Below are 21,805 nucleotides of genomic sequence, written 5' to 3'. Positions count from 1 at the left end.
AATATGAACAAGGGAAGAAGAAAGTTCAATGCAGCGTTTAAAGCGAAAGTAGCTATCGAGGCCTTAAAGGAACAGCTGACCTTAGCAGAGCTGGCCGAGAAGTATGATATACATCCTACTCAGATAACAGAGTGGAAGAAGCAACTGCTATCAGGGTCAGAGGATGTGTTTGACCAGGGAAAGAAGGCAGGTAGCGATGCCTCAGATCATCAGGAAGAAAAAGACGAACTATATAAGCAAATCGGTCAACTCAAGGTAGAGGTCGACTGGTTGAAAAAAAAATCTGAGCAGGCATTTGGGAAGAACTGGAAAGATGGCTTTAGTAAATAAGGAGGACAATGAGCTCAGTATTGTACGTCAGTGTCAATTGCTGGAAGTATCTCGTAGCAGCCATTACCATGAGCCCAAAGGAGAAAGCAAATTAAACCTGGAGCTGATGGAGCAGATAGACCGTATGCATTTGGAACATCCCTATTTTGGGGCAGAGCGCATGGCAAAACATCTGAGTACACCAGAGCTACATGTTAATGTGAAGCGGATAAGGCGATTGATGCGGAAAATGGATATTTCGGCCATATATCCCGCCCCTAATACAAGTGAGGCATGTAAGTGGCACAAAACATATCCATACCTGCTTCGGAACCTGAAAATAGACCGGAATAATATGGTTTGGAGTATGGATATAACTTATATTCCAATGCCGAAGGGTTTTATGTACCTGTGTGCGATTATAGACTGGAATAGCCGCTATCTGTTATCCTGGACACTCAGCAATACCATGACAGTGGAATTTTGTCTGGAAGCGCTTGAAAAGGCCATTTCTATTTATGGAGCACCAGAGATCTTAAATACGGATCAGGGCAGCCAGTTTACCAGTGAAGACTTTACAACAGCTGTATTAGGTGCTGAAATTCGCCTAAGCATGGATGGAGTAGGACGAGCCACTGACAATATCGCAATCGAAAGATTTTGGCGTAGCATCAAGTATGAGAATATCTATCTCAATGCTTATGATAGTACATTGGATTTATACAAGGGAATTCACAGGTATGTGGAATTCTACAACTGGGAACGAAAACATCAAGGCCTGGAATATAAGACTCCTGCTGAGATTTATGGAGCAGCTGATAAGTTATCCACATATCCACAGATATCAACAAAGAGAAAAAAAGAACCAAAAAAAGAGAAAGTTTATAATAGTAGTAATAGATTTGATTCTTTAATTAGGGTCTGCTGATATAGTAATAAAACATTGTTAATCAATATGATGTGGCTTGTTTTTTGCTGTAGAAGTGTTTGTATATTGAAAGATTCATCTTCAAAATCATGCAGCAATGATACGTTACACTCCTGCAAAACAGTTAACCTTAGAAGGATTTTCAACTCCTTTTTCGCAGCAATTATCCACTACAAACCGATGGGTTATACTAGCTGCAAAGATTCCGTGGGACAAACTGGCGGACGTGTATTATAAAAAAATGCGGGCAGATTTCGGTGCTCCAACATTGAGTGCCCGGATGGTAATAGGTGCAGTGATCATCAAACATATACTTAACATAGATGATCGGGAGGTAGTAGAGCAGATCACGGAAAATATATATCTGCAATATTTTGTAGGCTTAAGCAGTTTTCAACAGGAGGCTCCCTTTGATGCATCATTGATGGTCAGTATTAGAAAAAGATTAGGCATAGATGTGATGTCCAGATTGAATGAGATTATTTTGCAGGAAGCCGGACTAATCAAAGCGAATGAAGAGAAAACAGCGGATACCCGCAGTGAGGATGATCAGGATGGGAATGGTGGAAAGAGTAATAACAATGTCTTGAATGAGCATACAGAGAGCGTAAAAGGAAAGTCATCTGATGGGCTATCAGGAACAGTCATGTTAGATGCGACAGTGTCAGAGCAACAGATCGAATATCCAACAGATATCAAATTATTAAATGAGGGTCGCCGTCAATTGGAAAGGATGATAGAGCGGGGATGTCAGGTAGCAGAACTGGTGATGCCGCGCATGTATCGGAGAATAGCGAGGAAGCAATATTTGAACATTGCCAAAAAAAAGAACAAAAGCAAACGAGATATACGCAGAGGTATCCGACAGCAATTACAATATGTTAAACGAGATTTAAAGTACATCAACTGGCTGATAGAATCAGAAGCTAATTTCAAGGGGGTGCTGAAAATGAAAGACTGGAGGTTAATACGGGTGATCCAGGAAATGTATCGTCAGCAGGCAGAGATGTATAAGAATAGAGAGCATAAAATATCGGATCGGATTGTAAGTATCTATCAACCGCATGTACGTCCAATACCGAGAGGTAAAGACCGTGTATCAACTGAGTTTGGCAGCAAACAACTGGTGATGTTGAAAGATGGCTACACCCATATAGAAAAACTGAGCTGGGATAATTACAATGAAGGTTCATTGTTGACCGAAAGCCTTGAAACATATAAACGCTTGTTTGGGTGCTATCCAGAGCGTGTATTGGGAGATCAGTTGTTCGGCACACGTGAAAACAGACGATTCATGAGTGGAAAAGGGATCCGTTATGTGGGCAAGCCATTGGGTCGGCCCTCATCAAATAGTAAGGAGCAAAAGCGATTATTGCAAAAGGAGATGCCGGAACGAAATGCGATCGAAGGGAAGTTTGGACAGGGGAAAAATGCATATGGACTGGGCAAAATCAAGGCCCGCCTCAAGGATACAGCTGAGAGTTGGGTGATGTCTATATACTTTGTTATGAATCTGCTTAAACTGGCAGCAGGTTCTTTGTTGTCAGTACTGCAGATCTATTACTGGCTGGTAAAGGAGGGCTATTTGACCACAATGGGGAATAGATCCGATACACAATTTATATCCCGGTATCTGAGACATTAAGAAGGGTAAATCGATTCGGTGTAAAAATGAAAAATAACAGATCGGGAACTTATTCAGCAGACCCTAATTAATAATTCACCTATTGCTGTCTAATAAATGGGGAGTATATAATATGGCGTTGTTGGCCTTGCAAGCGCTGCTTTGAAAGATGTAAATACCAGTATAAGAAAGGAGTTGAGAGCGCAACATTTTAGGAAAGTTAAACTTGACAATTTTACTCAATACGCACCGTCTCTATCTGTATATGCCTTAAATGCGTTCGGTATTTATGGAAAGAATAATTTTAAAGACTTTTGTGATCTCCCCTGATAATATCCAGGATTTCTTACTGGGATAAGATTCAATTAAGTTATAATTTCTGTAACACTACAATGTGTAACTTTGAATAAGTGAAGTTGTTTATACTTTCAACTTTCTACAAAAGAGGGTTATAATAGCCAGCCATTGCAATGCCATCCATGTTTCAACAAGTTTTTCATACCTGACAAGCAATGCTTTAAAAGCATCCAGGCATTGGCATGTTCAATTTTTGTTCGTCTTTTGTAAAGTTAATCATCAAAATATCGGTATTCATCACTTTGCTTCTTTTGATTTCGCAAGTTGGGTTTTACATTTAATTCAATCTCGTAGTCAATGCATACTTGTTTTAAATCTTCACTGTCAAATCCCGGATCGGCATTTACAAATATTCCATTGCAATTGATATCGGATTGTTCCAGAACCCCGATCATTTCTTTAAAGAGCTCCACTATATCGTATAAGTCATTATGCTCTCCACTTTGCGCCACTGATACGGTCAGCATCTGACCTCTGTTGTCACATAAGAACAAACTATTACTGGTCTTTGAAGCTTTTCTGCCTTGATAACCTACCGCCTGGCCGCCACGTTTGACAGGTATATGGCTACCATCTAACTGGGCGCTTGACAGAGCCAGCAGTTTCTTATTACAAGATAAAAGATTGATCCAAGCCATCTTGAATGAACCGTCTTCACTCCATTTTAAAAAATACCTGTGAATATTTTGCCACGAGGTCGTTCCTTTATCAAAATATTCGCAAATACACAACTCTCGCCACTGGCAGCCTGTTTTCATTCGCTTTAAAATCAACAGAACCACTTTTACTAAATCTATCTTGGCCTTAAAGCCTCTTTTGCCTTTGCTTAAATGTGGCAAAATCCAATCTCGTACCTTACCTTCGTCTATGAGTCCCAGAATTATTCGTTTTTATTTGCCAAAACAAAAATCCTTAATTCCTGGAACTTCCTTTTTATCCTTAAAAAGTGTAACCTTCAGTATGCAAAACATAAAAATCCAAACATTTTACGACAAATATGTTGATAACAAAGTTTTAGAAACAAGCGATTTTCTGGGACATTTTGATATCCTAAAATGGCAGGATCTGAAGAAAGATCCCAATTCCTGTAAAAAGCTTCAGCGAAAACCTCTTTACAAAATAGCCCTCATTACAGGAGAAGCAACCTATGGCTCAAATGATCATATATTTCAGGTTACTGGTACGAATATAGTGTTTATCAACTCCATGACAAGGTGTAGTTTTTCAACGCATGACCCTGAATTTTATGGGGAATACTGTGTTTTCTCCGAGAGTTTTTTACGAGGAATTAACCGATTATCTTATTATAACTGGCCGGTTTTTAGCGGATATGACATCCACGTAAAAAAATTGAACAATAATGAATACCAGGACATTCATAAAATTGTTAACGAAATAGAAAATGAATACCATTCTCTTTATCCTTTCAAAGAGCAATTGGTCTTAAATAGGATTTTAGATATTATTCATTATGTCCAGAAGCTGGAGATGAATACATATTCTGGCAATATAGCTGAAAATAGCATGAGCGACCGCTTCTTAGCCCTATTAACATCTGAATTTTCTGATATAAGTCCGTCTAATCAGTTACGGGGAAAATCGCCTTCCTATTTTGCAGATTTATTGAATGTAACTGGTGATAAATTAAATTTAATTTTGAAGAGAACTACTGGCAAAACAACACAAGAACTCATTCATGAACGAGTTATATCAGAAGCAAACATTATGCTTCGATATTCATCTTATTCTATGAAAGAAATTGCCTGGAGCCTAAATTTTCAGGAAACCTCTCATTTTCTTAATTTCTATAAGAAAAATACCAGTATGACACCCTTAACCTATAGAGGCAAATAGTGTTTTTTGCACCTTTTCGACGTTATTTTGCACCAATCAAACAGTTTGTTCAGTCTAGCTTTGCTCCAGTCTAAATTAATACAAATGGAAAAATCATTTTTAGTTATTGGAACCGGAGAAGTGGGATTAGCAATGCTGAATAGTTTATTGACCTTTCAGCAAACTCACGCCTTTAAAATTGGAGTTTTAATACAAAGATCAAGAATTGGAATGGACGAAATAAGTCAAAATGAAAAGTATAAAAATATTAAAATTGAAACCGCTGATTTAGTAGCCGATAGTCGCACATCTCTGGCCGATATATTTCGAAATTATGATTCAGTAATTTGTTGCAGCGGTTTTTCAATAGGTGCAGGTATGCAGGTAAAAATTACTGAAGCGGTGCTGGAAGCAGGAGTAAGAAGATACATTCCCTGGCAATTTGGGGTCGACTATGATAAAATAGGAAAAGGGAGTGCTCAACCGGTATTCGATGAACAATTAGATGTTCGTCATTTACTACGTTCACAAAACAGTACACACTGGATTATAGTATCTACCGGCATGATTACAAGTTTTCTATTCAGAGAAGATTTTGGTGTAATTAATCTTAAAAATAAAATCGTTAGCGCGCTGGGTGACTGGAAACATTCTCTCACGCTGACTTCCTGTGAAGATATTGGAGCATTGACTGTGGCGATCTTATTTCGAACACCTGAGCTATTAGATCAGGTTGTTTTTGTAGCTGGTGACACCGTTACATTTGAAGAAATAGCAGACAAGATGGATACATTGTATAATACTAAATTTCACCGTGTTCTCTTGAGCATTCCAGTACTAAAAGAAAATCTGGAAAAAGAACCTGACAATATCTTTAACCGCTATCGTTTGGTGTTCACCCAACCAGGCGTCACCTGGCCGATGTCAACTACATTCAATGCTCAAAATGGGATTTTAACAAAGGGCATTGAGCAATGGGCTAAAGAAAACATACTGGAGCAGCAGTAATACTTCCCCTCATTTTACCTGCCCGTATAAATCGTTCCAGCTGATTTTTCTCCCAATAATGAATATTTGCAACATCCTCGTCGAACTCAACATAAATTTTTATTAATCAAATTTATTTGGTTCGAGAGCTTATTGCTACAGGGCACACTAGTGGAAAGGTCGGAAATCTCCGACCTTCCTTTTTTGTCTTCTTCTGAGCCCGCGATGGGCCTGCTTACCAACTCTAATATTGATGTATATAAAAAGTCTACGGATAACCTGCTGGGATATATGCCTGTGAGCGCACTGACCGGTTATACCAGTGTAACGGGCAACGTTGGAAGCCTGGAAAATAAAGGTATAGAGTTGACATTGACAACCGCTAATATCAAAGGAAAACAATTTAGCTGGACTACCCTGCTGAATGCATCCTACAATAAAAATAAACTGACCAATGTGACTTCTGCTATCAATACCACCCTGGGAGATGTACGCATATATCAGTCTTATGTAAAAGGTTACGCCGCATATAGCGTATTCGCTTATAAATATATGGGGCTGGATGAAGAAGGAGATCCCCGGATAGGACTGAAGGATGGTACCACTACCAAAACTTCGTATACGGCAGCTACTGATGACATACCGTATAAAGGCACCACCCAGCCCGTGATCAATGGTGGCCTTACCAATGTATTCACCTTCAGATCATGGACCCTGAGTGCCAACGCTGTCTTCAGCCTGGGCCATGTGATGAGAAGAGAGGTGAACCAGCTGTTTACCGGCAATCCTTTACATGGTGTGTTAACCGGCAATTTCCACCAGGAGTTTGCCAACCGCTGGAAGCAGCCCGGCGATGAACAACGCACGAATATTCCGGGATATGTCTCAGATACCTATACCAGCTATAGCCGCCGCGACGTCAATTACTATATCTATGGAGATGTCAATGTCATCAGCGCTGCATATGCAAAGCTGAGAGATATTTCCCTGAGTTATTCTCTCCCGGCTTTTATACTGAAGAAGTTGCATGCCAGCCAGATTCAGTTGCGTACACAGGTTTCCAATATTATGCTATGGAAAGCCAATAAATATGGTATAGATCCTGAATTCCAGGATGCTAACAATGGTCTGCAAACTATGCCTGTAGGCCAGAAAGCTTTTACTGTTGGCATTAATGCAAAATTCTAAAAACGTGTATCATGAAATTCAGTATATATAAATCTTTAGCAGTATTGGTCATCATCTCCAACTTACTCACCGCGTGCTCCAATCAGTTCCTGGAGGTAAAACCCAAAGGCTCTTTGATCGCGCAGTCTGTCAGTGATTATGATCTGCTGCTGAACAACCTTTACGTAGTATATATCAACAGCAATACACAGGTGCCCATGGGTGATGAACTGGTTGCTGTAGAACCCTATTTCTCGCAAGCCAATTACCGCACACAACGGCTTTTCCGCTGGAATGATGTGATCTATCAAAATAATGAAGATGCACCTGAATTTACCCAGACGATGAGAAGTATCTATGAGTTCAATAAGATCATCAACGAGATCGACAAGGCCACTGACGGTACCCTCAGCCAGAAAGCTTCGCTGAAAGCGGAAGCCAGGGCAGGAAGGGCCTGGAGCAATTTTTTGCTTATTAATTACTTCGGACTTCCATATAATGCTGCTGCTACAACTGACCCCGGATTTCCGATCATCAGGGAAGCTGATATATCACAAACAAAATTTGTCAGATCCACAGTAAAAGAGATGTACGATTTTATTATCGAAGATCTGACGGCTGCTATCCCTGATCTGCCTGCACGGACCACTTCCCGTTTACATATGTCCAGGGCAGCCGCAGCCGGCATATTGGGAAAGGTGTACGTGTTCATGGGAGACTACGGAAAAGGGATGACCTGGCTGAATACAGCTATCAGCGATATGAGCGATTCAAAAATTTCGGTAGGCTTATATGATCTTGCGAAAGAAACCGCCGCGGGAGGTGTATATGCATCCGGCAGAGTTCCTGCTATGACTGAAAACATAGAGCAACTGCTGGTAAAACAATCGACCAGCTTTTGGTCATTTACCAGTAATGAGCTGGTGTTAAGTCCTGCCACTGCAGCATTATATGGAACGGCAGATTTCCGGCTGAAATTTTATACAAGCAAGACTGCTGGTAATGTCGATTATCCAATTCCAGGCGTGTTAAGAAAGAAAAGTTTCTCTGCGTTCCAGTTCGGTGTAGTGGTACCTGATCTCTACCTGTTGCGGGCAGAGTGTGCATGCAGACTTGGTAACCAGGAAGCAGCCAAAGCAGATGTGGAACTGTTGCGTTCCAAAAGAATGAATGCTACCGATGCACTGGTTCCTGATAGTATTACTGCCGAAAAGATCAACCTGTTAAAATTTATCCTCGATGAGCGTAACAGGGAGTTTGCAGTGATGGGTTACAGGTGGTTTGATATGAGAAGGTTGTCGGTTGACCCACTATTTAGTAGTATTACCTATAGCCATACATTATATAACGCTGATGGCACATCGTCTACTTTCACCCTCAGACCGGAAAGATTTGTTTTACAATTCCCTGCTAAAATTATGCAACAAAGCCCGGGATTGATCAATAATCCCTGATCTGTTTTACATATCCTATACCAACCTAAGAACTTCCAGCCCTGGCGGGGCGGAAGTTCAATTTTTTCATGTCTTTAAACCAATTGCAATGAGATATTTAACAGGATTAACACTGGGATTAATTTTACTAACAGTAACGGCAAAGTCACAGGTAAAAAAGGCCGATAGCCTTTTTATAGCCAGGTGTATGGAACTTTCAACATTGGAGAACCCCAAGAGGAAGCAGGCCATTTTGGCGGAGGTGAAGCAATTTGTGCGCCATTGAGATGAAGCAAGTTTAATGGCTGCAGCCAACGTATGCTATTATATGGGGTTGCCGGTACAGAGTGATTCTATATTTATGGTAGCGGCTAAAAAATATCCCCGTGGTGAAGCTGCAATGACGGTAGCATTTAGCACGATCCTACGCAAGGATGTGAAAGCACAGGATCTCGTAACAGCTTATCAGCAGACTGCCAAACGTTTTCCTGAAAATGAGCTTTCTTCTGATCTGCATAACAGGACAAGAGCACATATCGCGTCAGCGTACCTGAAAGAAAAGGATACAATAGCCCTGAACAACTGGTTGTCTGTTATTAAGGATACTTTAACCCTTAGTAATACTGAAATACAGTCGGCAGAATGGCTGTTGGAGCAGGGAGATACCCTTACAGCAAGGGCAATGATGGATAAGGGAATTAAAAGGATGTTGACAGTGACGGCAAACCGGGGTATGTATAAAGGTTATGAAATTTCCGTACTCATGAACTATGCTGAATTCTTATTCAAACTCAAATCATATCCACAATCGCTGAAGATTATAAAAGAGGTATATGACAGCTCGGCTGAAAGATCAGTCAAACTGCAACAACTTTATGCAACGATATTAGTGGCTAATAAACGGGGAGGAGACGCACTGGATATCCTGGCCACATTGTTGAAAGATGGGCAGGGGGATGACATGATGAAGGCCAGCTTAAAAGAGGCATATACCCAGGCAAAAGGCACGCAGGATGGCTATAATGAATATGTACAGCGCATCGATTCCGTCATGAAGGCAAAGCTTGTAAAGGACACGCAACTGGAAATGCTGAATGAAAAGGCACCATTATTCACGTTACAGGGATTGGAAGGAGATACCGTTTCCCTGGATAAGCTAAAGGGAAAAATCGTCATACTCGATTTCTGGGCTACCTGGTGCGGACCATGTAAACGCTCTTTTCCGGCTATGAAGAAGGCCATTAACAGGTATGTGCAGGACCAGGATGTCGTATTCCTGTTCATAGACTGCATGGAAAAGACAAAGAATGTTCATGAACAGATTAGCAAGTTCCTGTCAGACCATGAATATCCTTTTCATGTATTGATGGGTACCGATACAAATATACCTGACAGGTACGGGGTTAAAGGCATTCCAAATAAGATTATCATTGACAGGAACGGGACCATACGCTATCGTGTAATCGGATTTGATGAAGGGGATGACGCGGCTGTAGAGAGATTATCACTGATGATTGAAGCGGCTAAGAAAGCAGTTTAATTCACTACACAGGGAAGGGTGTATAATAGCCCTCCCTGTATATTGTTCATGATTATAGCAATGAACAGAAAGGCTTCATCACCTGGAAGTTTATGCTGGAAGAACGACTGATTTAGCAATTTTCAAAACCTTTCGGCCCTGTTCATAGTTACCAGGAGAATTTGCTTATAGACCAGCTGCTAATAAACCCTGGAAAAGATATTGAACAACAGGAAATTGCCTGTACGCTAACTCAACTCCCGTTCTAAGCCAGCAAAACATCCTCCATCTACCGAATTATCCCAACAAATAAAGAAACCATCTCCGCCCTTCCTGCATTGTACACTCCTAAAAACTCAAACTGGCACACATTTAGTACGAATTCCAATAAACCAACCTCATGAGAACTTTCAACTTAATACTGACATTGTGTGCCGTTATCTCATTCTCCTCCTGCTACACCACAAGAACCGCTGGTAACAGCGGCAAAGTGCCTCCTGGTCAAATGAAAAAAGCAACCGGAGCAAAGTCAGCAAAACCTTATGCACCCGGTCAGCATAAATATTAGGAAAACCGGGTTCAAAAGCACCCTAACTATTCATTAAACAAAGAATAAACTTAGCACTACCAGGTGCCTGGCAATAAAGTCGGAGATATCTCCGGCCTTATCTTGTTTTATGGCACTAAGATTCGCTCTGGACAGCCCTATTAACCTTCGTAATACATGAAGAACAGTGCCTCGAAATTCGCTTCATAGGTAACCGCAAACACCACCTGCTGCCTCAATAATGCCCATATTAAACATAAGAATAAAAAAGCATCTATACTTCTAAGCACCTAAATATTTACCAATCAATAAAAATCAGGCATAAATAAATTAGGTAGGGGAATATATATACCATACCTTTACTCAGTACAAAGTTTGAGTTTCCGGCATTGTAAGCTAGTTTCCTTAAAAGCCTTCTTTTTTACCTCGGCGTTACCTCATTCAAATATTTTTCTAAACATAAAATTTATCACAATGGATATATATGTGTCCAACCTGAGTCCTTTTATTACTAACGAGGACTTGAAGAATCATTTTTCCAAATACGGAACAGTAACCTCAGCGAATATCATTATGGACAAATTCACAAACCGTAGCAGAGGATTTGGCTTTGTTACCATTCCAGATGATACTGAGGCTGAAAAAGCGATAAAGGAATTGGATGGTTCTTTAATTGATGGAAAAACCATTTCAGCTAATAAAGCAAAACCAAGAGAAGATAAACCAGCCAGGTCATCTTACAATAACCGCTGGTAACTATAAATATTTACGGGAACAGGACAACTTCCTTTCCCGTAATTAATATCTCCTTCAATTATGACAGTAAACGATATATATACAAGACTATATAGTCGAACTTATTATGATAAAACGGAACAATACAAGTTCAGATTTTTGAATAAATCTCTTATTATTGACCGTCGGGCTAATATCCCAATTGAAATACATATGCTGGATGGCATTTTTTTCATGCAGGCATATAAGCAAATAGCAAATGAAAGTTTGTTTCGTCTTGAAATGAACGAAGAAAACATCAGGTTTTATAGCGCCATCAACAATGTTCCATTATGGGAACTGGAATAAAGAATAACTGACGAACCTCCCCAACCAGATAGCATCTCCTATTGATCCCCTATTCCACGAATAAATTCCTTACACATAAAATCCAGTCTATGCGTAATAACATTGAAATCCTTCTGTTTAATTTTGATGAAACTGCATTAGTCGCTGTCAACTCAGTATATAATGAATTCCTCATTTCGATTAAAAACGTGGATAGACTAAAAGATGAGAATACAGTCCAACTGTGGGTAAGAAAATATATGGACAGGCTCAAACAAAGACTGGATAGCAAAGCACTCGAATATATCTCCAACAACAGGAATATTCCAACACCCGACTGGTTTCAAAAAAGAATGTTATATATGATCCAGCTGCATCTGCAGGAGTTTTCACAAATGGTACGATACGCCTAATGCTTTAATGAAGATTAAAGCACCTATCATCCCAGCCCTATAGACTGACTATAAGTTATACTTCCTTACAGCCTGCGATCTTAATGATCCCTTGATATAACTTATACCCCTAAGCCCCACTGCCTAATACATTAACGCTCTTTAATTTCCCTTAAGATCCACTCCCGCCGCCCAAGACCTTAACGATCCCCGGATAACAACTTATACCCTCAAGCTACACACTTAACGTCCTTTAATTCTCTTAAAATCCATTCCCATTCCCCGAGATCTTAACGATCTTTAATCCCCCTTAAGCGACTCTCCCCACGACCTAAATGACCCTTAGATTCAACTTATACACTGCTACTATTCACGCTCTTAATAACATTCAAATACAATAGAAAACGGATTATATAATATACCGGATCAATCTCAAACCAACGACGACCAAAATTTATAGAAGCCGGGTGCTTATGGTGATTATTATGATAAGATTCTCCTAACATCAGTACGTCCACAAACAATAAATTCATAGACGTGTTCTTCAATTTAAAATTAATATAACCATACTTGTGCGCAAACCAGTTGACAATTGCCCCATGGAATGCACCCGTTGATATAATAATGGGCAATAATAAATACTGCCACGGACTTGTCGCAAATACTACAAAAAACAAGATATAAAGCCCAACCCATAAAAGTCTTGAAAACGCGCCATTTGCAAACCGGTCAAAACCATCCCACACAGGAAGGTTTTTACTATATCGTTCATCCACCTCCATTTTTTGATGAAGAATATGCTGATATACAGTCCTTGTATGCCACATCATAGTGAATATATTGGACGAGTTTGACGGCGAGTGAGGATCAAGTGGTGTATCAGTATGAGCATGGTGCAGTCTGTGCATTATACCATATGCCTTTGGACTCATATAGGATGAACCCTGCGTTACATACGTTACGATAAAGAAAAACTTTTCCCAACTCTTATTCATAGTAAAAGCGCCATGCGCCGCATACCTATGCTGAAAAAAAGTCTGGGAAAACAACGATAAATACCAAATGGAAATGAAAAAAATAAGAATAACCATATAAAGATTTATAAGGCCAGGGATAAATCTCAAATATGCTTATGATAGATGGAAATATTATACGCAAGCGCTGTAAAGTGATGCAGTGAAGATACGATACCTTATGTTAAGGAAATGCCAAAGCATTATTGAGCAGCTTACATACCTGCAAACTTCCTTTTATGCCGGATTATCGCTCTTAATCCATCTTCCTTATCTGTAACGAACAAACGAAAATAATTCTCCGCATCTTCCACACTTGTTCATGGATAAATATCACCCCGGTTAATAGCTTTTTAAGTATCAATCCCAATAATGTTCTTATGATTTTCGGGTAAACAATTCCAGGTATGAATAGATACCAAAAGAATAGTGGCAAAATTATTGTTTAAAAATCACCTAAATCTAGTCATGGAATGTACGGACCTTTAACCTCTCCCCACCCCCACTTAGGCATAGGAATATCTTTATCTTCATCATTTTCCTCATTCTGCGAATTTATCACTGCTATCCGCGTACCCCACTCTATATAAGCTACAAAAGCCGAGCGAAACTCAGGATCATCCGGAAAACTCATCTCATCTGCACTTACAATCAATAATTCAACCCAACGCTTTCTATGCGTTTCTGTAAGATGTTTACCCAGATGTTTTGAATCATTTTAAAATGAGAACCGCCCTCACCACTATACATCTTAGGGCCGCCAAATACTTCTGCAATAAAGTGCGCCACATGTAACTGATGATCAGCTGACATGTGCTTAAAAACCGGAGCCAGCAGCTCATCATGCAATACCTTCTGGTAAAAAACTGTCATCAGCTTTTCAAATGCAGGCATGCCTCCAGCCCAATCGTACAATGTGGGAATGTTTATTATTTCCTCGTCCATTTATTATTCGTAAGTTTATAATGCTTCATTTCTTCAAGGTAATTATAAAATGGTTTGACCAGGTTAAAAAAGGCCCTGAAATCGGTACTTTTCCTGAACCCATTTAAATGATCCTGCTCAGATGTCCAATAGATAATGACAATGTAATGATTCGGTTCTTCGCTGCCATGAATCACCTCGTAACCAAGACAATATTCTGAAGCCTGCAAATAAGTACCAGCCTGGATATAAGCCTTCTCAAAATTCACTCTCCCGGATCTCCCCAATTAAGCATTATTGATTCATAAAACAGGGATCGAAAAACACAATTCCCCCGGCACCTAAAACAAAAACGGAATTTAAGTACCTTATAAAGAACATTAGCCGTTCCCACGGAATAAAAGAAGCACAAAGAAGATGTCAATCATTTTTTAACCCTCCCAAATCACCTCATTATGATCACACAAAAAAGAAAACTCCTGCTTTCCAACATTGGAAAAATCGGTCAGCTCATTACCCCCACACAGGCTCTCGAAATGATCTCAACTTATCAAAGACAGGTACCTAATGGAACAGGTGCCGTTTTGTATAGCAAAGAACTGATTAATAAATTACTCAGTGTTCCGGGCTGTGTAGGTATCCGCATAGTAAATGCTATTTCTGAAGAAGTACACACTCCATTGCTGGTAGCCGTAGACCGCTTCAACAAAAATATTACCACGCTCGTAGCAGGGAAAGGCGGCATCAGTCCTTATTATCATCCATGGGAAACAAACCGCTCTGCAATTTGCCAGACAGGTGAATTAATCAGTACTACAGATGCCGTTGACATGATCAAAGCATACCAGGAACTTCATCCCGGTACCACTAAATCAAATTTATGTGGCCGTGAACTTATTGAAACACTACTGAGCGCCCCGGGTTGTGATGGACTTCGTTTCTTCAATGCTTATGCTGATGGAGATCAAAAAATTGTAATAATCCCTGTAGATGCTTTGCACCAACCTATTTTAAATTGCCAGCTAACAACAAACGCAGGTAAACTTTTCATTGATTTTCCAGCCGGAGATAGTACATTGGCATGCCCTCCTTATTGCCCGCAAACTGATCTCATTTTCCTGTAATCATTTTTTATTCGGATACCTTCTTATCCGGAAACTGCCCACTACCAGGCACTAAATGGGCTGTCTCAAGTTTTGAGACAGCCCATTTTTATTCGGTTCCCTGATGGAGAAAAAATTTTCTTAAGCGATTCTCAGGGGCTTCATTTTACGAATGATACATCCCCTTCTACTATAGATTGTCAGCTTAATCGCAAAACGGATACAAAGGACAAAGTTTCAACTTTGCTTTCTTAATAGATTCATAGCTCACCTCAAACTCTTCTGAATTGTTCACCTTAGGCGTCTGTGCACCTTTGATTTCAACTAACAATGCACGGTAGCGTTCAAGGATCTTAGCCAGGTTCTTACCGGATCCATCCTGCTTGTACGCCTCCGCAGCTTTTTGCGCCAGGAAATCAAATCCCTTATTTGCATTTTCGTTTATCACAACATTCGCCAATACCTCATTTTTGGCCGCTGCCATCTTTACACTCAATGAATCTTTGGATTGTGCTTTCGTCTGCAGACAGAAAAGCAGTAAGAATCCACATAATAGTTTGTACATCTTCATAAGATTTAGTTAAAAGGAATTAAACAAGTGCTTTGCAGGCAGACTAAATAGTAGCGGCTGGTGTTTTACTTTTGCTATTCATTTAATCCCCGAAGTTGTAAAAATACCAACTCCCGCTTAGTTTTACAAACTCCCGTACCAGGATTTGCTTAACAGCCTGCACACCAGCTTGTTCCAATAAAAACCAGATAAAGCAGCACACTGAACAAACTATCTGATTATCAACTCCAATTTAAAAAAGGCATCTGTAATTTCTGTCCCGGAATAAATACAGTAGGTGCACATCCGCAAGCACTTACCGGCATGTACTCTCCTACCCCGCGAAGCATCTGTATGTGTATACCTAATAAACGTCTTTTCTAATCAACTCATATACCAACCACCATTCACATTAATAGTCTGCCCGGTGATATAACCATTTTGCGCAAGCAACAATACCACTGCAGCCACTTCATCAGGCTGCCCAAATCTGCCAATAGGTATTAACGTTGGTCGGATATTAGGGTTATCCCTAAGCATATCCGTTTCAATCAATGCCGGCGCAATTGCATTTGCCGTAATATTGGTATACTTAGCCAGCAGTGCAGCATAAGAATGTGTCAGGCCCAACATCCCCGCCTTAGCAGCCGCATAGTGTGGCCCTATTACACCTCCTAACTGCGCTGCTACTGAAGAAATATTGATGATACGCCCATACTGCTTTGCTATCATACCCGGTATTGCCTGCTGCGTCGTCAAAAATGACGATGTCAGGTTCACATCCAATGACTGCTGAAAATCCTGCAAGGTGATTTCCTGTAAAGTCTTAGGCGGATTAATCCCCGCATTATTTACCAAAATATCTACCGTTCCCACCCGCTCATTGATCTTTTCAAACAAGGCTTTTACCTGCTCCTCCCGTGATACATCTCCCTGAATCGCATAAGCCGACCCACCTTTTGTGGCAATTCTTTGAACTACCTCATCTGCTAACGTTTTATTACTGTTATAATTGACAATAAGGGTTGCACCAGCATCTGCCAGCTGAAAAGCAATTGCTCTCCCAAGCCCGCCCGATGCCCCGGTTACCAATGCAACTTTTTGTGCTAAAGGCTTTTGTTCCATAATTTCCATTTTAAGAAACACAAATTTCAGCACAATAATGCCATCGCTGTTAGGAGAATATTTATAGATTTTGGTACTTTTGATACATCGATTTTCTATACTGTGAAGGCGTTACCGACTCCTTTTCCCTGAACTGACGTGAAAAATATGAAATGTCTTCATAACCCAGTTCGTTAGCAATTTCTCCAACAGTTAGGTCACTGTGTATTAGTAAGCGCTTTGCTTCCAGCAATAATCGCTCCCTGATTATTTCACCGGCAGTATTGCCAGATACCTCTTTACAGATTTCATTCAAGCGATGAGGCGTAAACGCCAAATGCCCAGCATAGAATGCCAGGGTTTTCTCCGTCTTATAGTTTTCCTCTATAAGGTGTCTAAATTTCTTAAACCGGATAATGTTTGAATGATCGGTAGTTGTCTTCTTCCCATCAATTATCCTCTGTATTTTATTCAGCAAAGTGAACAACAAATGCCCAATAATGACAGCTGATTTTTCTGCAAGCAACACTTCCGCTTCCAGCATTTGCAATACCCCTTCTAATTCACCGCGGGTAGTAGCATTCAATTTTAAGTACGGTGCGGTATAACTGTTATCGAGAAAACTAAGTGCCAGTAATCTCTCCTTATTATTAGCTGTAAGCAGCAAAAATTCTTCCGTAAAGGTGATGCTATATCCCTTTACTTTATCAGCCCGGGACATCAGGTGTAGTTGCCCCGGTGAGATAAAAAATAACGTATAAGGCTGTACGATCGTTTGGTGATAATCAATCACATTAGTTGATTTACCCGATGTGAGCCATAAGATCTCGTAGAAATTATGCTTGTGCGGCCACTTCAAATTTGGCGGCCGTTGTAAATCCTCAAAACGCTCCATCATGAACTGCCCTTTCACCACGCGATCAGAAGGGAAATCTTCAATGTTGTATACTGTAAACATATTGCGTTCATTAGGGGCTAAATGTGCAAAGACTTTTTGAATGAGTTAGCTGCAGCAGTTAGCACTCACCGCTTTATTAACCTCATCAATAACTCATCAAAACTTGCCTTATCCTTCTCCACTTCCTTAAAAAACACATCATCCACCTGCTTAACGATACGATACGCCTCTCTTAATGCCGCTACCCCATTATCTGTAATTCTCAGCTGCTTCGCACGACTATCCCCCGGATCCTTTACCCTTTCTACTATTCCTTTTGTCTCCAACACCGCCAATACTTTGGACGTCATCATCTTATCAGTATTCGCGTAATCCGCCAGTTGCTGCTGGGTAACCCCCTCCTTCTTCTGACTCAACCAATATAGCCCCGCCATCAATGAAAACTGCGTAAGCGTAAGCCCCACCCTGCTAAGTGCCCTGTTCATGTCCAACTGCCATTGCATCGTCACCTGCCAAAGCAGGTACCCGCTATTTTCCTCCGGTTCTATATAGGAGAATACCTGATCTTTTGTATCCATCTTATTTTTGCGTTTGTGATCCGATCAAATCAACATCATCCGGGTTGATCTCAAAAAAAACATTCTAAATATATAACCCCATTTATCTTTATTCACAATAAATTCCAGGCAATCTATCAATGGCCTGATTTCCACCTCCTGAACGTTCCCGCACCACCCCTTCCCTGCCCCTTCAGGGTGGTGATCACGCGAAGTGACCACCACCTGGTATCTCCCCTCTATCAGTCTTCCTTTGTTTCCTGTAAGGTAATTGAATAACCATCAGGATCAGCAATCACCAGGATCCTTCCAAACGGCGTTGGATGAATATCCTTAACAATAGATATTTTATCCCTGTTCTTTTCCAGGAATGTATCCAGGTTCCCTATGCCAAACCATACCGCCACTCCCCAACCCAGCAGATTGGCTTTAGTCAATTCAATCATTGGCTTCCTGATGGCAAAAGCGGCCCCGTTCTTCTGCTCAAATACGATCGCATCAGGCGGCGATTTCAAAACTGGCTTAAAACCCAGAATGTCAGTATAAAATTTCCCCGAGACTTCAAGATCCGATACCTGAAGCGAAACAAAACTAAGTTGCGTTGGATTTGTCATTATTTTAAATTTAGTAGTCGTGACTACTAAGTTAGGGATAATGTACTTATCAGCCAATATAATTTAGGGAACAAAATCACAAACAACTAGTTATCAACACAATAAACATTTATAAAAGACAACCTTCTCCAAAGGAATAACTATCATTAAAATAAAACTTCATAAAAGGGGAACTTCCTCCACTGGAGTGAGAACCATTTCAATAAAACATACTTTAAGGAGAAACTCCGTTAACTGGGATAAAACCATTTTAATAAAACCTCCATAAAAGGGGAACTTCCTCCACGGGGATGACAACCATTTCAATAAAACATACTTTAAGGAGAAACTCCACTAACTGGGATGAAACCATTTTAATTAAACCTTCATAAAAGGGGAACTTTCTCCAATGGGATGAGCACCATTTCAATAAAACATACTCTAAAGAAAAACTTCCCCACGGGAATAAAACACCAAAAAAAAGGCCCCGGATCTATTGACCCAGGACCTCTCCAATAATAATTGCATTACTTACGGCACATATACCTTCGCCTTCAGCGCCATCTGCACCCTTTTCGGCAAATTCGTTAACAGGTGATAACCCGTTGAATCCTCAATCGCTTTCACCGATGTTATATATTTCCTCCAGCTGTTATCAATCGTATTGTTGTTATTCGGCGTATCGATCGCTACCACCTTTACATCCCCACTACTCAACCGCTCCAGGTCATTATCACCCGCAGGAATCACCACCACCACTTTCCAGACGCGTGAAGGCACTGTCACCTTCCCCTCATCAATCGTTTTCACCCTGCCTTTAGAACCTGTACCACCAGTACCATAACTACCCATAATAATATAACACTCATTACCCGCGCTCACCAGCGTATTCCTTGTATACTCCTCAAAACCCGCCCATGTACGCTTATTATTCTTCGGTGCCTGTGGAATCATATTGCTCATCAAGAAAGTAGATTCGTTCGCGTCAGTGTTATTCGTACGATCCCCTGATGGACAATTATGCCCACGGTCAAAACCGGAACTCACATAGTCGCTGCCTTCCACATGATAAAAACTACCCGGTAATTCAGGATCTGCCCTGAAATCATCAGTTCTGTAAGTACTGCCAAGATCACTGGCATCCAGGTGCCAGCTTACCCAGTTAGGCGTACCACGCTCACTATTGTAAGACGCCACATAATAAGTTCTGTCTATCAGGTAATTATTGACAAGCATCCTGCAAGGCTGTGCATCAGATGGATTGCCTAATAACAGGTGATTGTTATCGCTGGTGTTCTTTATATGTGTATTACAATCGTCAGATGATGAAGTTACAATCGTCCGGGAAGCAGTCGTTGCCTGTGGCGTGTAATCACTATGGTGAGAAGACTTCTTTTTATTGTGTGAAGACCTTGTTGTACTGGTTTTCTTAGGTTTATCCGGCGTTTTGTTTGCTGATGAATCGCGTAGCCTTACAAAAGCTACAAATACTATCAGCGCCACTGTCACGAGGAGGGATAATAATTTTTTATCTTTCATTAAATACCTTGTATTATTAAATGCCAAAGGCGGTTTAAGTTCGGCCTGCAATATGCGACAATTTAAGCGAATAATCTATTGACTTGTTATCTAATCCCATGTGTTAAATTTATAAATACCTTCACAAAAACTAAGCAAATGCCTGTCACCGAAATTATAGACCTTCTAAAAGAAAAAGCTGATGCAAAGTATCACGCAGGTATGCTACGCTTCGGAATTGATAATGAAAAAGCATTGGGTGTTAAAATCCCCGAAGTCAGGAAACTAGCCAAAATAATTAAAAAGAACCATGAACTGGCCCTCTTGCTATGGGATACAAACATACATGAAGCCCGCATCCTTGCCACTTTAATAGCAGATCCCAAACAGGTGACACCACAATTAATTGACAATTGGACAAAGGACTTTAGCAGCTGGGATCTCTGCGACCAGGCATGTGGCAACCTCTTTGACCGTACTCCCTACGCCGTGGAAAAAGCACTGGAGTATAGCAAACACGAAGCAGAATTTGTTAAACGCTGCGGCTTTGTACTGATGGCCGAATTAGCTATACACGATAAAAAATCAGCCAACAGTCATTTCTCCCGGTTCTTCCCTATTATAGAACGCGAAGCCTGGGATAATCGCAACTTTGTAAAAAAAGCAGTGAACTGGGCTTTACGACAAATTGGTAAGCGCAACCAAATACTGCTGCCCCTTGCCATAGCATGTGCTGAACGCATTTTACTGCAGGACAGCAAAGCTGCTAAATGGATAGCCGCCGATGCCCTGAGAGAATTAACAGCCATCAATCCTTTGCGGTTAAATGCCTAATCTCTTTCATAACGCAGGGCCACGCAACCACTGCTCAGCGTTGTTGTGCTGACCAGTTTTAAGTTCCTGTTTTCCGGCAATGACATCTCTGAAAATAAACGGCGCCCCTCACCAACAATCACCGGGTGTACCACTATATGAAATTCATCCACCAGGTCCCATTCTATCAGCTGCGCAGGCAGTGTTACCCCACCCGTGGATATCGCCTTACCCGGTTGTTGTTTCAGCCGGAGGATCTCTTCCTTTATATTATCGCTGAGAATGCTTGTTCGCTCATTCTCCACACTTTCCAGGGAGCTGGACACAACAATATTATCAATAGCTGAAAACACTTTCGCAAAAGCATATTCAGCCGCATTGTCAGATCCCTTCTGCGCAACTTCAGGCCAGAAAGGATACATCAGTTCATACGTTTGCCGACCGTAAATGATCAGGTCTACCTCTTCAAATAACTCCCTGAAATAGTTGAGAATATCTTCTTTGCCACCGATTTTGGTATGATCGCAGCAACCATCCATACTGATATTACTGCCATAAATAAGTTTACGCATGA

25 protein-coding genes are annotated in these 21,805 nt (G+C 40.7%); 14 read left to right on the top strand and 11 right to left on the bottom strand.

Annotation, left to right across the window (positions count from 1 at the left end; all coding sequences use genetic code 11):
* Positions 1-3: 3 nt before the first annotated feature.
* From U0033_RS29980 to U0033_RS29970, 3 genes are all read left to right on the top strand, one after another.
* A complete protein-coding gene (locus U0033_RS29980) occupies positions 4-330 on the top strand; it encodes a transposase (protein WP_072366377.1) in 327 nt (108 codons plus the stop codon).
* Positions 314-1,237 (top strand): IS3 family transposase, encoded by a 924-nt coding sequence (locus U0033_RS29975; protein WP_322518604.1) that lies wholly within the window; start codon positions 314-316, stop codon positions 1,235-1,237. The genes U0033_RS29980 and U0033_RS29975 overlap by 17 nt, the downstream gene beginning before the upstream one ends.
* 97 nt (positions 1,238-1,334) lie before the next feature.
* A complete protein-coding gene (locus U0033_RS29970) occupies positions 1,335-2,882 on the top strand; it encodes an IS5 family transposase (RefSeq protein ID WP_322518427.1) in 1,548 nt (515 codons plus the stop codon).
* Positions 2,883-3,430: 548 nt separating this feature from the next.
* Here the strand turns inward: U0033_RS29970 and U0033_RS29965 are convergent.
* A complete protein-coding gene (locus U0033_RS29965) occupies positions 3,431-4,057 on the bottom strand; it encodes a transposase (protein WP_218164035.1) in 627 nt (208 codons plus the stop codon).
* A gap of 28 nt (positions 4,058-4,085) precedes the next feature.
* Here U0033_RS29965 and U0033_RS29960 point away from each other — a divergent pair, with 28 nt between their 5' ends.
* From U0033_RS29960 to U0033_RS29920, 9 genes are all read left to right on the top strand, one after another.
* A complete protein-coding gene (locus U0033_RS29960) occupies positions 4,086-5,072 on the top strand; it encodes a helix-turn-helix domain-containing protein (protein WP_083571567.1) in 987 nt (328 codons plus the stop codon).
* An 84-nt stretch (positions 5,073-5,156) separates the two neighbouring features.
* Positions 5,157-6,059: an aromatic alcohol reductase gene (locus U0033_RS29955; RefSeq protein ID WP_072362242.1), complete on the top strand. Its 903-nt coding sequence runs from the start codon at positions 5,157-5,159 to the stop codon at positions 6,057-6,059.
* A 150-nt stretch (positions 6,060-6,209) separates the two neighbouring features.
* Positions 6,210-7,226 (top strand): SusC/RagA family TonB-linked outer membrane protein, encoded by a 1,017-nt coding sequence (locus U0033_RS29950; RefSeq protein WP_143150746.1) that lies wholly within the window; start codon positions 6,210-6,212, stop codon positions 7,224-7,226.
* An 11-nt stretch (positions 7,227-7,237) separates the two neighbouring features.
* Positions 7,238-8,659, top strand: coding sequence for a RagB/SusD family nutrient uptake outer membrane protein (locus U0033_RS29945; RefSeq protein ID WP_083571566.1), 1,422 nt, complete (start codon positions 7,238-7,240; stop codon positions 8,657-8,659).
* A 280-nt stretch (positions 8,660-8,939) separates the two neighbouring features.
* Positions 8,940-10,178 carry a TlpA family protein disulfide reductase gene (locus U0033_RS29940; RefSeq protein ID WP_072362238.1) on the top strand — a complete coding sequence of 413 codons (1,239 nt, stop codon included), beginning with the start codon at positions 8,940-8,942 and terminating at the stop codon, positions 10,176-10,178.
* Positions 10,179-10,557: 379 nt separating this feature from the next.
* Positions 10,558-10,725: a hypothetical protein gene (locus U0033_RS29935; protein ID WP_177318617.1), complete on the top strand. Its 168-nt coding sequence runs from the start codon at positions 10,558-10,560 to the stop codon at positions 10,723-10,725.
* Positions 10,726-11,178: 453 nt separating this feature from the next.
* A complete protein-coding gene (locus U0033_RS29930) occupies positions 11,179-11,460 on the top strand; it encodes an RNA recognition motif domain-containing protein (protein WP_072362237.1) in 282 nt (93 codons plus the stop codon).
* Positions 11,461-11,652: 192 nt separating this feature from the next.
* The gene (locus U0033_RS29925) at positions 11,653-11,787 is read left to right on the top strand and encodes a hypothetical protein (protein ID WP_262487765.1); all 135 of its coding nucleotides are present in this window, start codon (positions 11,653-11,655) and stop codon (positions 11,785-11,787) included.
* Between the two features lie 89 nt (positions 11,788-11,876).
* Positions 11,877-12,179 (top strand): hypothetical protein, encoded by a 303-nt coding sequence (locus U0033_RS29920; protein ID WP_072362234.1) that lies wholly within the window; start codon positions 11,877-11,879, stop codon positions 12,177-12,179.
* Between the two features lie 332 nt (positions 12,180-12,511).
* On the opposite strand, the gene U0033_RS29915 is transcribed toward U0033_RS29920, so the two are convergent.
* The 3 genes from U0033_RS29915 to U0033_RS29905 form a co-directional block, all read right to left on the bottom strand.
* Complete coding sequence (locus U0033_RS29915) at positions 12,512-13,249, bottom strand: acyl-CoA desaturase (RefSeq protein WP_072362232.1); 738 nt, start codon at positions 13,247-13,249, stop codon at positions 12,512-12,514.
* Between the two features lie 573 nt (positions 13,250-13,822).
* Entirely contained in the window at positions 13,823-14,116 is a 294-nt protein-coding gene (locus tag U0033_RS29910) for a globin domain-containing protein (protein WP_218164034.1), read from the bottom strand.
* Positions 14,101-14,364, bottom strand: a complete 264-nt coding sequence (locus tag U0033_RS29905; protein WP_218164033.1) for an antibiotic biosynthesis monooxygenase family protein — start codon at positions 14,362-14,364, stop codon at positions 14,101-14,103. Before U0033_RS29905 ends, U0033_RS29910 begins: the two co-directional genes overlap by 16 nt.
* 186 nt (positions 14,365-14,550) lie before the next feature.
* On the opposite strand from U0033_RS29905, the gene U0033_RS29900 reads away from it, so the two are divergent.
* A complete protein-coding gene (locus U0033_RS29900) occupies positions 14,551-15,219 on the top strand; it encodes a hypothetical protein (protein ID WP_072362228.1) in 669 nt (222 codons plus the stop codon).
* 184 nt (positions 15,220-15,403) lie between these two features.
* On the opposite strand, the gene U0033_RS29895 is transcribed toward U0033_RS29900, so the two are convergent.
* From U0033_RS29895 to U0033_RS29870, 6 genes are all read right to left on the bottom strand, one after another.
* The gene (locus U0033_RS29895; protein ID WP_072362226.1) at positions 15,404-15,763 is read right to left on the bottom strand and encodes a hypothetical protein; all 360 of its coding nucleotides are present in this window, start codon (positions 15,761-15,763) and stop codon (positions 15,404-15,406) included.
* A 369-nt stretch (positions 15,764-16,132) separates the two neighbouring features.
* A complete protein-coding gene (locus U0033_RS29890) occupies positions 16,133-16,873 on the bottom strand; it encodes an SDR family NAD(P)-dependent oxidoreductase (protein WP_072362275.1) in 741 nt (246 codons plus the stop codon).
* Between the two features lie 61 nt (positions 16,874-16,934).
* Complete coding sequence (locus U0033_RS29885) at positions 16,935-17,810, bottom strand: AraC family transcriptional regulator (RefSeq protein WP_072362223.1); 876 nt, start codon at positions 17,808-17,810, stop codon at positions 16,935-16,937.
* 65 nt (positions 17,811-17,875) lie between these two features.
* Complete coding sequence (locus U0033_RS29880) at positions 17,876-18,328, bottom strand: MarR family winged helix-turn-helix transcriptional regulator (protein WP_072362221.1); 453 nt, start codon at positions 18,326-18,328, stop codon at positions 17,876-17,878.
* 221 nt (positions 18,329-18,549) lie between these two features.
* Positions 18,550-18,921 (bottom strand): VOC family protein, encoded by a 372-nt coding sequence (locus tag U0033_RS29875; RefSeq protein ID WP_072362219.1) that lies wholly within the window; start codon positions 18,919-18,921, stop codon positions 18,550-18,552.
* Positions 18,922-19,431: 510 nt separating this feature from the next.
* Positions 19,432-20,439: a DNA/RNA non-specific endonuclease gene (locus U0033_RS29870; RefSeq protein WP_072362217.1), complete on the bottom strand. Its 1,008-nt coding sequence runs from the start codon at positions 20,437-20,439 to the stop codon at positions 19,432-19,434.
* 138 nt (positions 20,440-20,577) lie between these two features.
* Between U0033_RS29870 and U0033_RS29865 the strand changes: the two genes are divergently transcribed.
* Positions 20,578-21,252 (top strand): DNA alkylation repair protein, encoded by a 675-nt coding sequence (locus tag U0033_RS29865; protein WP_072362215.1) that lies wholly within the window; start codon positions 20,578-20,580, stop codon positions 21,250-21,252.
* On the opposite strand, the gene U0033_RS29860 is transcribed toward U0033_RS29865, so the two are convergent.
* The gene (locus U0033_RS29860) at positions 21,249-21,803 is read right to left on the bottom strand and encodes a dihydrofolate reductase family protein (protein WP_072362213.1); all 555 of its coding nucleotides are present in this window, start codon (positions 21,801-21,803) and stop codon (positions 21,249-21,251) included. The two genes, U0033_RS29865 and U0033_RS29860, sit on opposite strands and share 4 nt — an antisense overlap.
* Positions 21,804-21,805 lie beyond the last annotated feature (2 nt).

This window comes from Chitinophaga sancti (assembly GCF_034424315.1).
In the GTDB taxonomy this organism is placed as follows: domain Bacteria; phylum Bacteroidota; class Bacteroidia; order Chitinophagales; family Chitinophagaceae; genus Chitinophaga; species Chitinophaga sancti.
The sequence above is the reverse complement of the archived record's forward strand: the minus strand, read 5'-3'. Positions and strand labels throughout refer to the sequence as shown.

What these genes read in the sequence shown, in the direction of transcription:
- U0033_RS29980 (WP_072366377.1), top strand. Translation starts at nt 4, where the DNA reads ATGAACAAGGGAAGAAGAAAGTTCAATGCAGCGTTTAAAGCGAAAGTA.
- U0033_RS29975 (WP_322518604.1), top strand. Translation starts at nt 314, where the DNA reads ATGGCTTTAGTAAATAAGGAGGACAATGAGCTCAGTATTGTACGTCAG.
- U0033_RS29970 (WP_322518427.1), top strand. Translation starts at nt 1,335, where the DNA reads ATGATACGTTACACTCCTGCAAAACAGTTAACCTTAGAAGGATTTTCA.
- U0033_RS29960 (WP_083571567.1), top strand. Translation starts at nt 4,086, where the DNA reads ATGAGTCCCAGAATTATTCGTTTTTATTTGCCAAAACAAAAATCCTTA.
- U0033_RS29955 (WP_072362242.1), top strand. Translation starts at nt 5,157, where the DNA reads ATGGAAAAATCATTTTTAGTTATTGGAACCGGAGAAGTGGGATTAGCA.
- U0033_RS29945 (WP_083571566.1), top strand. Translation starts at nt 7,238, where the DNA reads ATGAAATTCAGTATATATAAATCTTTAGCAGTATTGGTCATCATCTCC.
- U0033_RS29940 (WP_072362238.1), top strand. Translation starts at nt 8,940, where the DNA reads ATGGCTGCAGCCAACGTATGCTATTATATGGGGTTGCCGGTACAGAGT.
- U0033_RS29935 (WP_177318617.1), top strand. Translation starts at nt 10,558, where the DNA reads ATGAGAACTTTCAACTTAATACTGACATTGTGTGCCGTTATCTCATTC.
- U0033_RS29930 (WP_072362237.1), top strand. Translation starts at nt 11,179, where the DNA reads ATGGATATATATGTGTCCAACCTGAGTCCTTTTATTACTAACGAGGAC.
- U0033_RS29925 (WP_262487765.1), top strand. Translation starts at nt 11,653, where the DNA reads ATGCTGGATGGCATTTTTTTCATGCAGGCATATAAGCAAATAGCAAAT.
- U0033_RS29920 (WP_072362234.1), top strand. Translation starts at nt 11,877, where the DNA reads ATGCGTAATAACATTGAAATCCTTCTGTTTAATTTTGATGAAACTGCA.
- U0033_RS29915 (WP_072362232.1), bottom strand. Translation starts at nt 13,249, where the DNA reads ATGGTTATTCTTATTTTTTTCATTTCCATTTGGTATTTATCGTTGTTT.
- U0033_RS29910 (WP_218164034.1), bottom strand. Translation starts at nt 14,116, where the DNA reads ATGGACGAGGAAATAATAAACATTCCCACATTGTACGATTGGGCTGGA.
- U0033_RS29900 (WP_072362228.1), top strand. Translation starts at nt 14,551, where the DNA reads ATGATCACACAAAAAAGAAAACTCCTGCTTTCCAACATTGGAAAAATC.
- U0033_RS29895 (WP_072362226.1), bottom strand. Translation starts at nt 15,763, where the DNA reads ATGTACAAACTATTATGTGGATTCTTACTGCTTTTCTGTCTGCAGACG.
- U0033_RS29890 (WP_072362275.1), bottom strand. Translation starts at nt 16,873, where the DNA reads ATGGAACAAAAGCCTTTAGCACAAAAAGTTGCATTGGTAACCGGGGCA.
- U0033_RS29885 (WP_072362223.1), bottom strand. Translation starts at nt 17,810, where the DNA reads ATGTTTACAGTATACAACATTGAAGATTTCCCTTCTGATCGCGTGGTG.
- U0033_RS29880 (WP_072362221.1), bottom strand. Translation starts at nt 18,328, where the DNA reads ATGGATACAAAAGATCAGGTATTCTCCTATATAGAACCGGAGGAAAAT.
- U0033_RS29875 (WP_072362219.1), bottom strand. Translation starts at nt 18,921, where the DNA reads ATGACAAATCCAACGCAACTTAGTTTTGTTTCGCTTCAGGTATCGGAT.
- U0033_RS29870 (WP_072362217.1), bottom strand. Translation starts at nt 20,439, where the DNA reads ATGAAAGATAAAAAATTATTATCCCTCCTCGTGACAGTGGCGCTGATA.
- U0033_RS29865 (WP_072362215.1), top strand. Translation starts at nt 20,578, where the DNA reads ATGCCTGTCACCGAAATTATAGACCTTCTAAAAGAAAAAGCTGATGCA.
- U0033_RS29860 (WP_072362213.1), bottom strand. Translation starts at nt 21,803, where the DNA reads ATGCGTAAACTTATTTATGGCAGTAATATCAGTATGGATGGTTGCTGC.